At 60.6% G+C, this 16650-nt stretch carries 16 protein-coding genes; 7 read left to right on the top strand and 9 right to left on the bottom strand.

The features are described from left to right. On the bottom strand, nucleotides 1-277 hold a 277-nt coding region (locus MO767_RS11215), incomplete at its 3' end, for a hypothetical protein (protein ID WP_282480533.1). A 204-nt stretch (nucleotides 278-481) separates the two neighbouring features. Here MO767_RS11215 and MO767_RS11220 point away from each other — a divergent pair. The 6 genes from MO767_RS11220 (at nucleotide 482) to MO767_RS11245 (ending at nucleotide 7989) form a co-directional block, all read left to right on the top strand. Further along, on the top strand, nucleotides 482-2116 hold the full coding sequence (locus MO767_RS11220; RefSeq protein WP_282480534.1) for an ABC transporter substrate-binding protein: 1635 nt from the start codon (nucleotides 482-484) through the stop codon (nucleotides 2114-2116). A gap of 75 nt (nucleotides 2117-2191) precedes the next feature. Then, a complete protein-coding gene (locus MO767_RS11225; protein ID WP_282480535.1) occupies nucleotides 2192-3145 on the top strand; it encodes an ABC transporter permease in 954 nt (317 codons plus the stop codon). Beyond that, nucleotides 3142-3978, top strand: a complete 837-nt coding sequence (locus MO767_RS11230; RefSeq protein ID WP_282480536.1) for an ABC transporter permease — start codon at nucleotides 3142-3144, stop codon at nucleotides 3976-3978. Before MO767_RS11225 ends, MO767_RS11230 begins: the two co-directional genes overlap by 4 nt. A gap of 2 nt (nucleotides 3979-3980) precedes the next feature. Further along, nucleotides 3981-5618 (top strand): ABC transporter ATP-binding protein, encoded by a 1638-nt coding sequence (locus tag MO767_RS11235; RefSeq protein ID WP_282480537.1) that lies wholly within the window; start codon nucleotides 3981-3983, stop codon nucleotides 5616-5618. Between the two features lie 95 nt (nucleotides 5619-5713). Continuing rightward, nucleotides 5714-6895, top strand: a complete 1182-nt coding sequence (locus tag MO767_RS11240; RefSeq protein ID WP_282480538.1) for a hypothetical protein — start codon at nucleotides 5714-5716, stop codon at nucleotides 6893-6895. A 218-nt stretch (nucleotides 6896-7113) separates the two neighbouring features. Further along, nucleotides 7114-7989 (top strand): LysR substrate-binding domain-containing protein, encoded by an 876-nt coding sequence (locus MO767_RS11245; protein ID WP_282480539.1) that lies wholly within the window; start codon nucleotides 7114-7116, stop codon nucleotides 7987-7989. A 178-nt stretch (nucleotides 7990-8167) separates the two neighbouring features. On the opposite strand, the gene MO767_RS11250 is transcribed toward MO767_RS11245, so the two are convergent. From MO767_RS11250 to MO767_RS11280, 7 genes are all read right to left on the bottom strand, one after another. Then, nucleotides 8168-9532, bottom strand: coding sequence for an MFS transporter (locus MO767_RS11250; protein ID WP_282480540.1), 1365 nt, complete (start codon nucleotides 9530-9532; stop codon nucleotides 8168-8170). A gap of 155 nt (nucleotides 9533-9687) precedes the next feature. Continuing rightward, nucleotides 9688-11121 (bottom strand): NAD-dependent succinate-semialdehyde dehydrogenase, encoded by a 1434-nt coding sequence (locus MO767_RS11255; RefSeq protein ID WP_282480541.1) that lies wholly within the window; start codon nucleotides 11119-11121, stop codon nucleotides 9688-9690. Then, nucleotides 11118-12152: an aldo/keto reductase gene (locus tag MO767_RS11260; protein ID WP_282480542.1), complete on the bottom strand. Its 1035-nt coding sequence runs from the start codon at nucleotides 12150-12152 to the stop codon at nucleotides 11118-11120. Before MO767_RS11260 ends, MO767_RS11255 begins: the two co-directional genes overlap by 4 nt. Nucleotides 12153-12162: 10 nt before the next feature. Continuing rightward, nucleotides 12163-12675, bottom strand: a complete 513-nt coding sequence (fae, locus tag MO767_RS11265; RefSeq protein WP_008043405.1) for a formaldehyde-activating enzyme — start codon at nucleotides 12673-12675, stop codon at nucleotides 12163-12165. Between the two features lie 247 nt (nucleotides 12676-12922). Further along, on the bottom strand, nucleotides 12923-13219 hold the full coding sequence (locus MO767_RS11270; protein ID WP_282480543.1) for a pentapeptide MXKDX repeat protein: 297 nt from the start codon (nucleotides 13217-13219) through the stop codon (nucleotides 12923-12925). A 71-nt stretch (nucleotides 13220-13290) separates the two neighbouring features. Further along, nucleotides 13291-14076, bottom strand: coding sequence for a molybdopterin-dependent oxidoreductase (locus tag MO767_RS11275; protein WP_282480544.1), 786 nt, complete (start codon nucleotides 14074-14076; stop codon nucleotides 13291-13293). Continuing rightward, the gene (locus MO767_RS11280; protein WP_282480545.1) at nucleotides 14073-14693 is read right to left on the bottom strand and encodes a cytochrome b/b6 domain-containing protein; all 621 of its coding nucleotides are present in this window, start codon (nucleotides 14691-14693) and stop codon (nucleotides 14073-14075) included. Before MO767_RS11280 ends, MO767_RS11275 begins: the two co-directional genes overlap by 4 nt. A gap of 201 nt (nucleotides 14694-14894) precedes the next feature. On the opposite strand from MO767_RS11280, the gene MO767_RS11285 reads away from it, so the two are divergent. After that, nucleotides 14895-15836 (top strand): class I SAM-dependent methyltransferase, encoded by a 942-nt coding sequence (locus tag MO767_RS11285; RefSeq protein WP_282480546.1) that lies wholly within the window; start codon nucleotides 14895-14897, stop codon nucleotides 15834-15836. Here the strand turns inward: MO767_RS11285 and MO767_RS11290 are convergent. Then, nucleotides 15820-16596 (bottom strand): helix-turn-helix transcriptional regulator, encoded by a 777-nt coding sequence (locus MO767_RS11290; RefSeq protein WP_282480547.1) that lies wholly within the window; start codon nucleotides 16594-16596, stop codon nucleotides 15820-15822. The genes MO767_RS11285 and MO767_RS11290 overlap by 17 nt on opposite strands. Nucleotides 16597-16650: the final 54 nt, after the last annotated feature.

Genomic DNA, 16650 nt, shown 5'->3' on the forward strand with positions numbered 1-16650 from the left:
AGCCAATGCGGTGCAGCAGAAAGAGCGCGGTCGCCCCCTTTTGCGACTGCTTCGCAGCCGAACGCAGCCTTCGGCAGCTGCTACAGAAAGCGTGCACAGCGGTCGCAAACACGCGCGGTAAACAGCCGCATCCATTTATCCAGGCGTGACGCTTTTGAAGCGGCGCCTTCCTTACGGTCAGTAACATGCATTTATCGAACATTTCAGTGTTGAATTTATCGTTTGTCGATCTTTGCCCAGATGACAAAACTGCGGGCATCTCAAATAAAAACAACATGAGAGCAGCCCTATGCCCTATCCCGCCTCCGTCCTCCTGATTCCGTTGCGCCTCGTTCTGCTGCCGGCTTCACGCCTGTCTTGCCTGCGCCTTCGCGGCGCCTGCCACTGACAGTTTCGGTTCATCGAAAACCGACCGCGTCTGCCGCTCGCCCCCTCTGCGGCCAGTCGAAAAACGCACTTTTGCACGTTATCGGAGAGGCATATGAAAGACTTAATGACACTGGACGGCGCCCTGCCGCATCCAGCGGTAAACGACCTGTGCACCCAAGTCAAAACGGGCGAGATCAATCGTCGCCAGTTCCTGCGCACCGCCGCGCTGCTGGGCATCACCGCTGCCAGCGCCAGCACCTTCCTCGGTTCCGCGCTGCTCGGTAACGCGGCCCACGCCGCCGATGCGGTCACGCCACGTCAGGGTGGCAGCCTGCGGTTTGCCTGCGCCATCCAGGAAATCCAGGACCCGATGCTGATCACCTGGATCGAAGCCTCGAACCTGCTGCGCAACTCGCTGGAATACCTGACCTGGGTCGACGCCGACAACATCACTCACCCGTACCTGGCCGAGAGCTGGAGCCCGTCGGACGACCTGAAGACCTGGACGTTCAACCTGCGTCAGGACGTGAAGTGGAGCAACGGCGACACCTTCAACGTCGAAGACGTGCAGCACAACATCGAGCGTTGGACTGACGCCGACTCGAAGTCGGTCAACCGCACCGCGTTCCAGGACATCACGGCCTTCGAAAAAGTCAGCGACTTCCAGTTCCGCCTGGTGCTCAAGCGGCCGATGCTGGCGATTCCGGAAATGCTCAACGCCTTCACCTGCGCGATCGTTCACCGCAGCTTCAAAGCCGGGGACGACTGGGCGAAAAACCCGCTGGGCACCGGGCCATTCAAACTGGTGTCGTTCGCGGTCAACAAGCAAGCGACCTTCGCCAAGCGTGCCGACTATTGGCGCAAACCGGCCAACCTCGACGAGTTGCGCTACGTCGACATGGGCACCGATATTTCCACCCACCTCGCCGCGTTGCAGGCTGGGCAAGTAGACGTGTTGTACCGGGTAACGGTCGCCGAACTCGACCTGGCCAAACGCTTGCCGGGTGCGCAGTTGCTGACCTGCAAATCGGCGCAAACCATCGTCATGCGCATGGCCTGCGACCAGAAACCGTTCGACGACGTGCGGATCCGCAAAGCGGTGGTGCTCTGCGCCGACAACGCGCAGATGCTGAAAATCGCCTATCGCGGCATGGGCACCTTGGGCGAAGACCACCACGTCGCCCCGTCCCACCCGGAATACTCCCCGTTGCCCAAACGCGCTCGTGACGTGGCCGGTGCGAAGAAACTCCTCGCTGAAGCCGGGCATCCGAACGGCATCGACATCGACTTGATCGTCGGCAACACCCAGGGCCGCTACGAACAGGATTGCGCGCAGATCCTGCAACAGAACTGCGCCGAGGCCGGCATCCGCATCAATCTCAAAGTGATCCCGGCCACCCAGTACTGGCCAATCTGGGACAAAGCCGCGTTCAGCCTCACCTATTGGGCGCATCGCCCGTTGGGCGTGATGTCGCTGGAACTGGCCTACCGCAGCGGCGCGGCCTGGAACGAAAGCCATTACAGCGACCCGACCTTCGACGCCGCGCTGGATAAGGCCATGGGCATCATCGACCCGAAACAACGGGCCGTAGCGATGCAAAGCGTTGAGCAAATCCTGCAAGACGCCAGCGTCATGGTGCAGCCGTTCTGGGGCGACAAGTTCACCGCCGCGAGCAAAAAGGTCCAGGGCTTCCAGGTTCACCCGTCGGACTTCTACCCAATGGATGAAGTCTGGCTGAGCGCCTGACTCAAGCGCCTCACAAGAGCCCGCCCACTACGCTGCGGCGGGCCGTCATCCCTTGATTAGCCGGAGCGTGCGAGCATGGCTGAGTTTTTATTGCGCAAGCTATTGGCGCTGGCAGCAACCTTGCTGTCGGTGTCGGTCATCGTGTTCCTGGCCCTGGAACTGAACATCGAGGACGTCGCAATCAACGTCCTCGGTCCCTACTCCGCCGCCGACCAACGCGCCGCGTGGCTGGTGGAACACGGTTACAACCAACCCTTTGTCTGGCGCTATTTAGTTTGGTTGAAAGACTTCGTCCACGGCGACTGGGGCACTTCGGTGCACTTTCGTGAGCCGGTGATTGACCTGCTGCTGCCGAACCTTTGGCAAACGTTGATCCTCGCCGGGCTGGCCTTGCTGGTGATGGTGCCCGTGGCGTTGACCCTCGGCATTCTGGCCGGCATTCGCCAGGGTTCAGCGGTGGATCGGCTGGTGTCGTTTCTGTCGATCGTCACCACCTCGATCCCGGACTTCGCCAGCGCGGTGTTTGTCTCGGCGATCTTCGTGTTCTGGCTCAACTGGCTGCCGGGCGTGAGCAGCATGAGCGACGGCTTCAATCCCGTGGAACTGGCGCTGCCGCTGATGGTGCTGTGCCTGTTCGGCATCGGTTATCTGGCCCGGATCACCCGCGCCTCGATGGTCGAAGTAATGCAGGCGCCGTACATCCGCACCGCCCGCCTCAAAGGCGCATCGACCTCCCGGATCGTGCTGCGCCATGCGTTGCGTAACGTGCTGATCGCACCGATCACCGTGATCATGTTGTACATCCCGTGGCTGCTGTCGAATGTGATCGTGGTCGAGGTGTTCTTCGCCTACAAAGGCTTCGGTTCGCTGCTCTACACCGCGTCGCTGAACCATGACGTCTACCTGATCGAAGCCTGCGCGATGATCAGCGGCATCGTGGTCGGCGCGACCAAAATCTTCTCGGACCTGGCCTACACCTGGCTCAACCCGCGCATCACCTTGCGCAGTCTTGGCGGAGGCGGCCAATGAACTTCCTCAATTCGTTCAAACACCCCTTGGCGTTGCTCGGTTTGCTGCTGGTCGGCGGCTGGGTAATGATGGCGCTGTTCGCGCCGTGGCTGGCGCCCCACGATCCACTGGAAAGCTTCACCCCGCTGCTCACCCCGATGACCCCGGATGGCAATGGCATGAGCTTCCTGCTGGGCACCGACATGATCGGCCGGGACATTCTTTCGCGGCTGATCTGGGGCACACGCACCGTGTTGTTCTGGTCGATTCTCGCGACGCTGACCGCGTTCGCCGTGGGCATCGCCATGGGCCTGTGCGCCGGTTACTTTAATGGCTGGGTCGACGCGCTGCTGTCCTATGTCGCCGACACCGTGCTGTCGTTCCCGGTGCTAGTGTTGTACATCGTGATCATCATCGCCCTCGGCGCCTCGGCGCTGAACATCCTGATTGCGGTGACCTTCACCAGCGCCCCGGCGATCTTCCGGATCATGCGGGCGCTGACCATCGACATCCGCTCCCGGGACTACGTGCTCAGCGCCATCACCCAGGGAGAAGGCTCGCTGCGGATCATGCTGGTGGAAATCCTGCCTAACTGCGGCGGCCCGTTGATCGTCGATTTCTGCCTGCGCATCGGCTACACCGCAATCATGATCGGTGCCCTCGGCTTCCTCGGCCTCGGCCTGCCGCCACCGACCCCGGACTGGGGCGGCATGATCAACGAAGGCCGCAGCATGGCCATCGCCTTTCCGCACCTGGTGATCTTCCCGTGCATTGCCATCTCCACCCTGATGCTGGGCCTGAGCCTGTTGGCGGACGGTCTGGACGAACACGCCCAGAAAGGCACAAGGAGTTGAGCATGAGTCAAATGCAAGTATTGCGCGTGGAGAACCTCTCCATCGAACTGCCCGCCGGCGCCGACCGTAGCCACGCCGTAAAGGGCATCAGCCTCGACGTGCGCAAAGGTGAAATTCTTTGTGTGATCGGCGAATCCGGCTCCGGCAAATCGGTGCTCTCGGCGGCGATCATGGGCGACTACGCCAAGGGCCTGCGCCACAGTGAAGGGGTGATCGACTTTCTCGGCGACGATATCTGCCGCATGGATGAGCACTCCCTGCGCCGGTTGCGTGGCAACCGCATCGCGATGATTTTCCAGGAACCGATGGCGGCGCTGAACCCGGCGATTCGCATTGGCCAGCAGGTCGAGGAAATCTTCGACATTCATGCACCACAGATGCCCGCCACCGAACGCCGCGAACGCATGCTCGCCCTGCTCGACTCCACCCAATTGCCCGACCCGCCACGGATCGCCAACAGTTTTCCCCATCAACTCTCCGGCGGCCAATGCCAGCGGGTGGTGATTGCCATGGCGTTGGCGATGAACCCGGACTTGCTGATCGCCGACGAACCGACCACCGCATTGGACGTGACCACGCAGGCCCAGGTGCTGAAACTGGTGCGCGACCTGCGGGGGCGCGGCCAGCACGGCATTTTGTTCATCACCCACGACTTCGGCGTGGTGGCGGAAATCGCCGACCGCATCGCCGTGATGGAGGGCGGTGTGCTGGTGGAAATCGGTGAGCGTGACCAGGTGCTGAATGCGCCGAAACACCCGTACACCCGCAAATTGATCGCCGCCGTGCCGGCGCTGCACCCCGAATTGCACGCACCGTGCGCTGACGGTGAATTAGCCTTGCGCATCGAGCACCTGACCAAAACCTACAACGTCGGCGGCCGTTTAGTGCCGGCGCTCAAGGATGTCTCGCTGCAACTGCCACGGGGCAAGACCCTGGCGATTGTTGGCGAGTCCGGCTCGGGCAAGAGCACGCTGGTCAAAGCGGCGATTCGGCTGGTGGAAAGCGACAGCGGCCACGTCTGGGTCGGTGAAACGGACTTCCTCGCGTTGCGCGGTTCGGCGCTGGCGGCCAATCGGCGGCGGATCCAGATGATTTTCCAGGACCCTTACGGCTCGCTCAATCCGCGCCATCGGGTCGGCGACATCATCGCCCGCGCGGCGCAACTGCGCGGGTTATCGGCCAAGGATGCGTGGACCGAGGCCGGCGATTTGCTGGAGCAGGTCGGGCTCAAACGCGATGCGCTCAAGCGCAAGCCGCGGCAGTTCTCCGGCGGCCAGCGCCAGCGCATCGGCATCGCCCGGGCCCTGGCGATGCGCCCGGAAGTGCTGATCGCCGATGAAAGCGTCTCGGCGCTGGATGTCTCGGTGCAAAAGCAGGTGCTGGAGTTGCTCGCCGAACTGCAACAGCGCCTCAACCTGAGCATTTTGTTCATCACCCACGACTTGCGCGTGGCGGCGCAGATCAGCGACTACATCGCGGTGATGCGCCAGGGCGAAGTGGTGGAATACGGCACGGCGGAACAGGTGTTGCTGCGACCGCAAAACACCTACACCCAGACCTTGCTGGCGGCAGCGCCCGGCGCTTCGGCGATACCGGTGGCCTCTGTCGCCGAACCACCGCTGAGGCTGATCCGACCTTAAGCCAACTGACCTCATAACCCTTTCCCCATGCCGCCGCGTTCGCTGCGGCCCGGGCTGCTGTTGCCAACGATAATTAAAAAATTAGGAGTATCACTGTGCGCACAACCACCCCTCTTGCGGTCCGTTCCATCGCTCTGATTCCACTGCTCGGCGTCTTCGCGGCGCCGGCCATGGCGGTGCAGGTCACCGACAACCTAGACCTTGGTGGCGCCATTCGGGCGCGTTGGGACTATGACCCGGACCGCGACATCCAGAAGTTTGGCCTGGACACGGTGTTCCTCAGCGCCAAGTACAACTCCGATACCTGGATCGGTGAAGCCCAGTACCGTTTCTACGGACGCTCCTACCCTTACCAGTACACCAAGAACTACGGCGATATCCAATTCGCCAAGTTCGCCTGGGCCGGCTACAAGTTCAACCCCGACCAGCAAGTGCAGGTCGGCCTGAACACGGTGCCGTTCGGTTTGCAGCCGTACTTCGGCAGCACCTTTTACGAAACCCTGGGCAACGTCATCGGCCTGGAAGATGTGCAACAGGTCGGCGCCAAGTACATCCAGCAAAGTGGCGACTGGAATATCCAGGCCGGCTACTACTTGCGTCCGGCGTGGCAAGGCAAAGGCACCAGCAAAGGCGTCACTTACTCAAGCGTAGTGTCCGGGGCCGACAGCTACGTTGGCGATGGCAGCGACAACCAGGAGCGCAACACCGTGGTGCTGCGGGTGGCCAAGGCCCTGGACCTGGGGCCGTGGAAATCCGAAGTCGGGATCTCCGGCCTGACCTCGACCCTGGAGAACAAGGACACCGACAACGACGGCCGCCGCAACGCCGTGGCCGTGCACTACCTCGGCAAAAACGGCCCGTGGGGCGTGCAACTGCAAGCGGCGCGGCAACAGATGTCGCCGCGCAACCCCGGCACCGATGAAGTGGTCACCCTCGGCGGTTACGACGGCACTTACAACGTCGCCAGTCGCGGCAATTTGTACGTGGCAGACCTGAGCTACGACGTCAGCGGAAAATACCTGTTCGACCTGATCAGCGGCGTGAAGCTGTACGCCAACTACAGCGCCTTCGACAAATCCGCCGATGAGTTCAAGACTTCGCAGCGGATGATCCTGGGCACCTCGTTTTCCTTCAGCAAACTGTGGATCGCGACGGAGTGGTTGTATGGCAAGAATGATCCGTACATCGGTGGCAGCAGCTATACACAGAGTCTGGGGGCTGGGGGTAGTGACCAGTGGGAGAATCAGTTGTACATGAACATTGGGTATTACTTCTGATCCCGATTATTTGGCGTTTCTGAAGGCTTCTTCGCGAGCAAGCCCGCTCCCACAAGGAACACGCGACCCACTGTAGGAGCGAGGCTTGCCCGCGAAGACGTCAGCCCAAACAACACTTGCATCAGCCCATCCACTAATTGTCAGATAGGCCCTACAAAACAATCACCAAAAACAATAAACCTGCCCCATATTGGCGTCAGGTCCGGAGTCACCCTTTCATGCGTCAACTGCCCTCGCTCAACATGCTGCGCGTCTTTGAAGAAGTTGCGCGGCATCGCAGCTTCAGCCAGGCGGCCCTGGGGTTAAACGTCACCCAAGGCGCGGTCAGCCGTCAAATCAAGCAGCTCGAAGATTATCTCGGTGTGGCGCTGTTCATCCGCACGCCGCAAGGCCTGTCGCTGACCGAAACCGGTCTCGCCCTCTCCCCGCAACTGAGCGATGCCTTCGACCACGTCGAACGCGCCCTGCAAGCGGTGCGCGTACCCAACCTGCGCCAACGCCTGCGCATCGTCGCACCACCGACCTGGGCCACGCGTTGGTTATCGGCGCACTTGCGCGCGTTCTGCCAACGCTACCCCGACATAAGCCTAAGCGTGACCCACCAAAGCGGCCACGACAACCTTGCGGAAATCGACTGCCACATTCGTTTCGGTCTCGAAGCGGCCAGCCACTGCAGCAGTCAGTTGCTGGTGATGGAACGGCACATGGCGGTGGCCAGTCCGGAGTTGTTTATCAATGGCCAACCGCCGGATCTGCGCCAGCTTCCATTGCTGCACATCCTGCACGACGGCAAGCGTTTGAAGGTGTGGGAGAACTGGTTGGCGGCGATGGGCCGTGAGGATGTCGATGCCGAGCAAGGGCTGGAATTCAGCACCCTGGATCAGGTGATTCACACGGCGTTGGCCGGTGGCGGATTGGCGGTGATTGATCGGCAGATGATCGAAAAGGAACTGGCGAATGGCAGCCTGTTGCCGATCACCCCGGTTGAGGTGGTGGGACCCTATGGGTATTGGCTGGATGTGGTGAATGACAAGCAAGGGTTGTCGAAGGTGCGGTTGTTTACGGAGTGGTTGGGGTTGGTCAGTAATCCCTGATCACACACACCTGTAGCAGCTGCCGAGCCCGCGAGGCTACGTTCGGCTGCGAAGCAGTCGTAAGATCAGGTTGCTCGGTCCTTCAGGTTGACCGGGTTGTCTGGACTACGACTGCTGCGCAGCCGAACGCAGCCTCGCGGGCTCGGCAGCTGCTACAGAAGACGGTGGTGAGGCTTGATTAGATCGGTGCCGCGACTTTGGCAGTCACTCCTTCGCGGCTCTCCACCGGGCTCTGCGCCTTGCACGCCTGGCTCAACGTCAGCGATTTGGTTTCCGGCGCCCAAGCCCAGGAAATGATCGCGCCCAACGCCAGAATCGCCGCCAGAATGCCCATGGTCGGGCTCAAGCCAATCCCCGCCACACTCACCGGCAACAGGAAGGTGCTGACCGCCGAACCCAAGCGACTCACCGCCGTGGCCAGGCCAATCCCGCTGGCCCGCACTTCGGTCGGGAAGCTCTCGGCCGGGAACACCCCCACCAGGTTGCTCACCGCCGACAACACCAGCGTGAACACGCCAAACACCAGCACCATCAGGAACGCCGCACTGCCCGGCAACGCCGCCAGCAGGAACAGTGCCACCGCCAGGATGATGAACGAATTGATCAAAAAGCCCCGGCGCGAAAACTTCACCGTGCACCAGATCCCGATCAATGCGCCGAGGATCAGCAGCATGTTCAGCATCAGCTCCGTGCCAAAACCTTCCGCCAGGCCCATCTTCTGCAGAATCGACGGCAAAAAGGTGTAGATCGCGAAGTACGGCATCACGATGCAGACGAAGAACAGGCAATTGAACGCGGTGCGCTTGCGGTATTCACGGCTGAACAACACCGCGTAGCCGGAACGGGTTTCGGTGGAGCGGGTTTCGTCGAGTTCGACGTTGTCGCCCAGGTGTTTCTTGACGATGGCCCGCGCCTCGGCAATCCGCCCCTGATTCACCAGCCAGCGCGGCGACTCGGGCGTGCCGATCCGAGCGATCAAAATCAACGCCGCCGGGATCGCTGACGAGGCCAGCATCCAGCGCCAAGCGTCGTCACCCAGGTTGAGCATCGCCGTACCGACGAAGGTGGCGGCGACGTAGCCAAAGGTCCAGATCACGCTGAACGAACCGAGCAGCACACCGCGATGTTTCTTCGGTGAGAATTCGGCGAGCATCGCGTGGCCAACGCTAAAATCACCGCCCAAGCCGATGCCGATCAGCACCCGACAGAGGAACAACTGCATCGCCGTTTCAGCGTAAAACTGCATCACCGAAGCAATGGTGATCAACACGAAGCTGACCAGGAAGATTTTCTGCCGACCGACCTTGTCGGAGATCCAGCCAAAGAACAGGCTGCCCAGGAACAGACCGATCAGCGCCGAAGCACCGATCAGGCCCTGCCAGAATGCGTCGAGGTGCATCTGCGGGCTTAGCAGGGTGAACGCGATACCGATCAGGCCGAGGATGTAGCCGTCGGTGAAATGTGCGCCGAACGTCAGGCCAGCGATTTTGATGTGGAAGCGCCCGATGGGCAGGTCATCGATCTTTATCGATTGAGCGGACATGTTCGTCTCCAGTTGTTGTTATTGACGGAGAAATGAAACCGATAGCTTTAGCTCTTGTAGGAGCGAGGCTTGCCCGCGAAGGCGGTGTGTCAGTTGACAACGAGGTGCCTGACACGCCGCCTTCGCGGGCAAGCCTCGCTCCTACAGGGGCAGCCTTAGAGGCCGCCCATCAACAGGTATTTGATTTCCAGGTAGTCCTCCAGACCGTACTTGGAACCTTCACGGCCAAGGCCCGATTCCTTGATGCCGCCAAACGGCGCAACTTCCGTGGAGATGATCCCTTCGTTGATCCCGACCATGCCGGCTTCCAGGCCTTCGGCCATGCGCCAGACGCGGCCGATGTCGCGGCTGTAGAAGTACGCCGACAGCCCGTACGGCGTGTCGTTGGCCCGTCGCAGCACCTCGGCCTCGTCCTTGAAGCGGAAGCACGCAGCCACCGGACCGAACGTTTCGTCCTGGGCGATCAGCATCTCGCTGTTGGCTTCGGTGAGGATGGTCGGCTCATAAAAAGTGCCGCCCAGTGCGTGACGGCGACCGCCGCATAGCAACTGGGCGCCTTTCTCCAGCGCATCACCCACATGCAACTCAACCTTGGCCAGCGCCGCCGCGTTGATCAGCGGACCTTGCTCGGTTTCACCCTCCAGCGCACTGCCCACGCGCATGGCGGCGACCGCCTCGGCGAGCTTGCCGGTGAAGGCTTCGTAGACGCCGTCCTGAATGAAGAAGCGGTTCACGCAGACGCAGGTCTGCCCGGTGTTACGGAATTTCGAGGCCATGGCGCCTTTGACAGCGGCGTCCAGATCGGCATCGTCGAAGACAATGAACGGCGCGTTGCCGCCCAGTTCCAGCGAGACTTTTTTCAATGTATCGGCGGCCTGACGCATCAGCAATTTGCCAGTGCGGGTGGAACCGGTGAACGAGAGTTTGCGCACGATGCCGGAAGCTTGCAGCGCACCACCGATGGCCACGGCGTCGCCGGAAACGACGTTGAACACACCAGCCGGAATGCCTGCCTGTTCAGCCAGCACCGCCAGGGCGTAGGCCGACAACGGCGTCTCTTCCGACGGTTTGAGAATCATCGTGCAACCCGCCGCCAGTGCCGGGCCAACCTTGCGGGTGACCATGGCCAGCGGGAAGTTCCACGGGGTGATCGCAGCGACCACACCGATGGCTTCCTTGACCACGATGATCCGCGCATCGGCCTTGTGGCTTGGAATCACGTCGCCGTAAGCGCGTTTGGCTTCTTCAGCGAACCACTCCAGAAAGCTCGCGGCATAGACCACTTCACCCATGGCTTCGGCCAGCGGTTTGCCTTGTTCGCGGCTGAGCAGGGTCGCCAGATCCTTCTGGTTGCTCAGCATCAATTCGCTCCAGCGCTTGAGCTTCTGGCTGCGTTCCTTGGCGGTCAATTTGCGCCAGGCTGGCAAAGCACGGTTAGCGGCGTCGATGGCTCGGTTGGTTTCTTCAGCACCTGCCTTTTGCACGTCGGTAATCAACTCGCCATTGGCCGGGTTGAACACCGAGTAGGTCGGACCACCGGATGACCATTGGCCGTCGATGAAGTTGCCGTTGCGGATCAGCGCGCTCATGCCACAGCCTCAGTCAGGTTGAAGCGTTCCAGACCCGGACGGGCCGAACGCAAGATACGTTTACCGGCGGTGTAATCGTTGATCACGTCGCACGGGGTGTAATTGCGTTCCAGTTCGTACAGCTCATCGGCATCAAGTTTGGTCTCCAGCGCGGCCAAGGCACTGTCGAACTGTTCTGTGGTGTCGGCGCCCACGAGCATGCAATCCACGCCCGGATGATTGGCGACCCAGGCCTGCGCGATCTGTGCGTTGGACACGCCGCGAGCACGGGCCACACGTTGCACCGAATGAGCGATCTCGAACGACGCTTCGTCGCTGTACATCTGCTGAGTGAAAAAGTCGGTCTGGTTGCGAGTCGACTGCACATCACCGGTCAACAACCCACGAGCCAACGGGCTGAACACCGACACGCCCAAACCCTGATCACGGCAGAACGGGATCATCTCGCGTTCTTCTTCGCGGTAGGCGCAGTTCAGTTGCAGCTGCATGTTGATCGGCTTGACCCAGCCATTGCGCTCGCAGGCCATGAGGATTTTCGCCAGTTGCCCGGTGAGCATTGTCGAAACGCCGATGTATCGCGCCTTGCCGGAACGCACGATGTCGTTCATGGCGCTCATGGTTTCTTCGACCGGGGTATTCACGTCGAAGTAATGCAGCATGAACACATCGACGTAATCCGTGTTCAGACGCTTCAGCGACGCATCGATGCTGTCCATGATGTGCTTGCGCGAATGACCGCTGGCGTTGATCCCGGTGCGAGTGCCGTAACCGACCTTGGTGGTGATCACCAGGTCTTCGCGACGGGCCAGGCGCTTGACGATGCGGCCCACCACTTCCTCGCCGACACCGGCGGAGTAGAAGTCCGCGAGGTCGATGAAATTCACACCGTTGTCCAGCGCATGCGCGACGATTGGCTCGCTTTTCTTCTCATCGAAGATCCACGGTTTCCAGTCCGGGGTGCCCATGTTCATGGTGCCCAGGCACAGGCGGGAGACTTGCAGGCCGGAGTTGCCCAAACGAATGTATTGCATGGCGCGGACCTCAGGCTTTTGGGGTGTAGAAAGGGTTGCTGATGTGATTGACCACATCCGCCAGTTGCGCCGTTTCCGGCTTGCCCGTCAGCGCCGCACGAATCGCCGTGCGGCAGGCGTTGTAGTTGTTCAGGTAGACCGCATCCAGGTCATCGCAGGCCGGGTTGACCCAGTTCGCGGTCACGATGGCCCACTCGTCTTCGGCTTCCGGCGGCAAGGTGCCGTCCAGCAATGCTTCAAGCACAGCCTTGGCGATCCCGGCCTGCGACGCGCCCCACGTGGCGTTGCCGTGCAGGTCACTGCTGATCGCGGCTTTGTTGACGTAAAGGGTCATCGGCTTGACCGGGATGTTCGGCTGGGCGATTACCATGAACGGGCAATGCCCTTGGCTCGGCGATGCCAGGCTATTGGCAAACGCCTGCCCTGCCGGGCCGTTGCGCGGACCGATCAGAATGTTGATGTGCGCGGCATTCACGCCTGGGCCTTCGAAGCCTTCACCGATGTACAGGTCGAGTTCTTTCATGAGTCATTACTCTTCAGGGATTTGGGTTGATCGACGTGCACGCGGACCGTGGAGGTCGCGTCACAAATGTCAGGGGATGAAGAGCGCAGGACGTGGCAGTGGGGATGTGTCATGGGTGCAAACGCTCTTTTTTGTAGTTGATGAGCTGTGTTTGCGATTTTTTAACACTGGGGGTTTGCGGGGCTGTAACCATTAAAAGTCATGGGGGCATGACTTCAAGTCATACCCCCATTTGACGGTGTTCGGATCAGTACGACGGCGCGTCTTTTTTCATGGTGTCCTTGGACATCGCGTCCTTCTTCACGCCGTCCTTGCCCATGGCGTCCTTGGACATGGTGTCTTTCTTCATCGTGTCCTTGCTCATGGAATCCTTGGACATGGCATCCTTCTTCATCGTGTCCTTTTGCATGGCGTCTTTGGACATCGAGTCCTTGCTCATACTGTCATTACTCATGCCGTTATTGGTTGTTGCATCGGCCGCAAACACGCTGGCGGCGCCGAATGCCAGGCACATGGATAGTACGGTGGTCGCTAACTTTTTCATGATGAAACTCCTTGAAGCACAGGTTGCGAATGAGCGCAGCGAGCGCTGCGCAGTGAAGTGGCCAGGCGCCATCAGCTACCACCGAACCAGTTGTAGCCCTGGTCTTCCCAGTAGCCACCCGGATAGGTGTTGGTGACGAACATCGCCTGAATGTGTTTGGGGTTCTTGTAGCCCAGCTTGGTGGGCATGCGCAGCTTCATCGGGAAGCCGTACTGGCGAGGCAGCACCGCACCGTCATAGGTCAGCGTCAACAAGGTTTGCGAATGCAGTGCGGTGGCCATGTCGATGCTGGTGTAGTAATCGTCCGCGCATTTGAAGCCGACATATTTGGCATCCGTGTCGGCGCCGACCCGTTTCAGGAAGTCGCTGAACCGTACGCCGCCCCAGCGCCCGATAGCGCTCCAGCCTTCGACGCAGATGTGTCGGGTGATCTGTTCGGTCTGGGCCATGGCGCGCAGTTCTTCCAGGCGCCAGCTGCGCTTGTCGGCGACCATGCCGGTCACTTCCAGTCGATAACTCTCTTCCTCCACCGTCGGCGCCTCGTCAATGCCGTAAAAGGCATTGAACGGAAACGGCCGGGTGATCATTGACTCGGGATAGGTCGGCGCCAGTGCATTGGGGTTGAACAACCAGCCCTGTACCCGATCGTTGAACCGGGACATGGAGGACAACGCGGTGTCGACGCTCTCGTTGTCGGTAAGGTTGCAGCCGGACAACATGGCCACGCCGCCAAGGGTCAGGCCGCGCATCAGGAACGAACGTCGTGAGCGGTCCTCGATCTGTGGGGCAAGGATTTTCCTGGCATCCGTCAGAATGGACGACTCGTCCAGCCCTGAGCCTTGAATGCGCTTTTTCATAAGACCTCCTTGCGACCGACAATCATGGCCCACAACGTTTTGGGAACCAGCGCGACCATCACCAGATGAACCGCGACGAAGGCCACCAACAGCGACATCGCGATGAAGTGCACGTGCCGCGCGCCTTCGTAACCGCCCAGCAGTTCACGCAACAACGGAAACTGGACGGACTTCCACAACACCAGCCCGGAAATCACCAGCAGTGTGATATCGACCATTACGAACAGGTACGCCACCCGTTGCACCTGGTTGTAATGACTCAGATCGGCATGTACCAACCGCCCTTTCAACGCGGCCCACAGGTCATGCAGGACACCTTTGGGCGAAACCGGGAAAAAGCGCCGTTTCAGACGACCACTGACGAGGTTGATGATCAGGTAGACAAGACCGTTGACGGCCAGAAACCACATTGCCGCGAAATGCCATTGCAATGCGCCACCGAGCCATCCGCCCAAAGTGATCGTTTTGGGAAAACTGAAGTCGTAAAGCGGTGAAGCGTTATAGATTCGCCAACCGCTGGTGACCATGACCAGCACCGCCAGGGCGTTCAGCCAGTGGGTCAGCCGTAGCCAGCGGGGATGGCTGCTGACGGTGGGTGGAGCAGGTAACTGCGACATGATGGGCTCCCGGCGGTTGATCGTTGGAGCCGAGTATGCGAGCCGACAGATCGCCAAATCCTCACGTAAAGTTAAATTAATTGTGATAACTCCCCCCCATCACCTGTGGGAGCGAGCTTGCTCCCACAGTTTTTTTGCGTCGTCCGCCCTTGGCTCAATTGTGGTTAAAATGCCGCCCCGACAAATTGCTGGCCCTGCCCGATGAACGCTGACGCCCTCTCCACCCTCCACGACCATTTAATGACCGCCCTGGCAACGGCCCCCGCAGAAACCCGTCGGTTGTTCCATGGCCGTGGCCGGTGCTGGCCGGGGCTGGAGCAATTAACCGTCGACTGGTTGCAGGGCGTGGTGCTGGTGTCGCTGTTCAAGGAACCCGAAGCGTCGCAGCTGGAAGCCTTGAAACAGAAGCTGATGGACGTCACGCAATCGCCTGCGTGGACGCAATCCGGCGCGCATACTCTCTTGCTGCAACATCGCTACCTGTTGCAAAGCACCACCGAGTGGCTGTTGGGGGACGCGATCGACGAGATGACGATCACAGAGGGCGGCCTGCATTACCGGGTGGACCTGGGCCGCAAACAGAACACGGGTCTGTTCCTCGACATGCGTTACGGCCGCGACTGGGTCGGGGCCAATGCCCAGGGCAAGCGCGTGCTGAATCTGTTCGCCTACACCTGCGGATTCTCGGTAGCGGCCATCGAGGGGGGCGCGACGCACGTGGTCAATCTGGACATGTCCAGCCCGGCCCTGAGCCGTGGTCGCGACAATCACCGGCTCAACGGCCACGACCTGAGCAAGGTGACGTTCCTCGGTCATGACCTGTTCAAGTCCTGGGGCAAGGTGATCGGCAAGGGCCCTTACGACCTGGTGATCATCGACCCACCGTCCTTTCAGAAAGGCAGTTTTCTGCTGACCAAGGACTACCAGCGCGTGCTGCGCCGACTGCCGGAATTGCTCAGCCCTCAGGGCACGGTGCTGGCGTGCATGAACGATCCGGCGTTCGGTGCGGACTTCCTCATCGACGGCGTCACCCGCGAAGCACCGAGCCTGCGTTTCGAGCAACGGCTGGACAATCCGCCGGAGTTTCCCGATGCCGATGTTGAATGCGGGTTGAAGGCGTTGGTGTTCAGGCTGGAGGATTGAGCACCAACGCAAACAACTCACCATGCCCATTCACATTGAGCTTGTGATAGAGATTGCGCCGGTGCACCTTCACCGTCTCCGGGGAAATGCCCATCTGCTGGGCGATGGCCTTGCTTGAAAAGCCCTGAAGAATCAGGCGCGCCGTTTCGATTTCCCGCACTGACAGACGCGCGTCGAAGCGATCCAGCAGGGTCGCCAGATCCCCGGCCACCGCCTCGGTTGCCGGTCCTTCGTGCGGCATCAATTGCAGGTGACGACGCATCGCCGCCAGTACCCAATCACGCACGCAAAGCAGGCGGCCCTGTTCCTCAAGCGTGAATCGCGTCGAGCGTCCCAACGACAAACCGAGCACAGCGCCATCGATGTTGACCATGAACTGCAACTCGTCACCGCCCACCACGGTGCGGAAGTAGCTCAGGTAGTACTCGCTCTGCTGGAACTGGTCGGGGGCCACCGATTCGAGGCTATGCAAGCCGTCGGCGATGCCGGCACAAGCGGCCTGATAAAACGGGTCGAGCAAGTACATGCCAGCGCTGTAGTCCGCCAGTTCTTCTTGCTCGGTAGCACCGCCCTTTGAGTCGAAGTCGATCAGCAGGCGCGGCACCCGCCCGGCCCGCATTACCGCGACCAACGCGTTGTCCATCGGCACCAGCAGCCGCAGCGTGTCGACCAGCGCACGCCAGAACCCGTCCTGCCCCAAGGCACCAAATACCCGCGCCAGCCCTTGGTGCACCGGTAACTCTTTCAACAACGCGTCCACGCCCTACCCCTTTCGAGTAACCCATGATGGGAATGGGTGAGTCCACTCCCTGCC

Origin of the sequence: Pseudomonas sp. UYIF39 (assembly GCF_029963765.1) — a bacterium.
In the GTDB taxonomy this organism is placed as follows: domain Bacteria; phylum Pseudomonadota; class Gammaproteobacteria; order Pseudomonadales; family Pseudomonadaceae; genus Aquipseudomonas.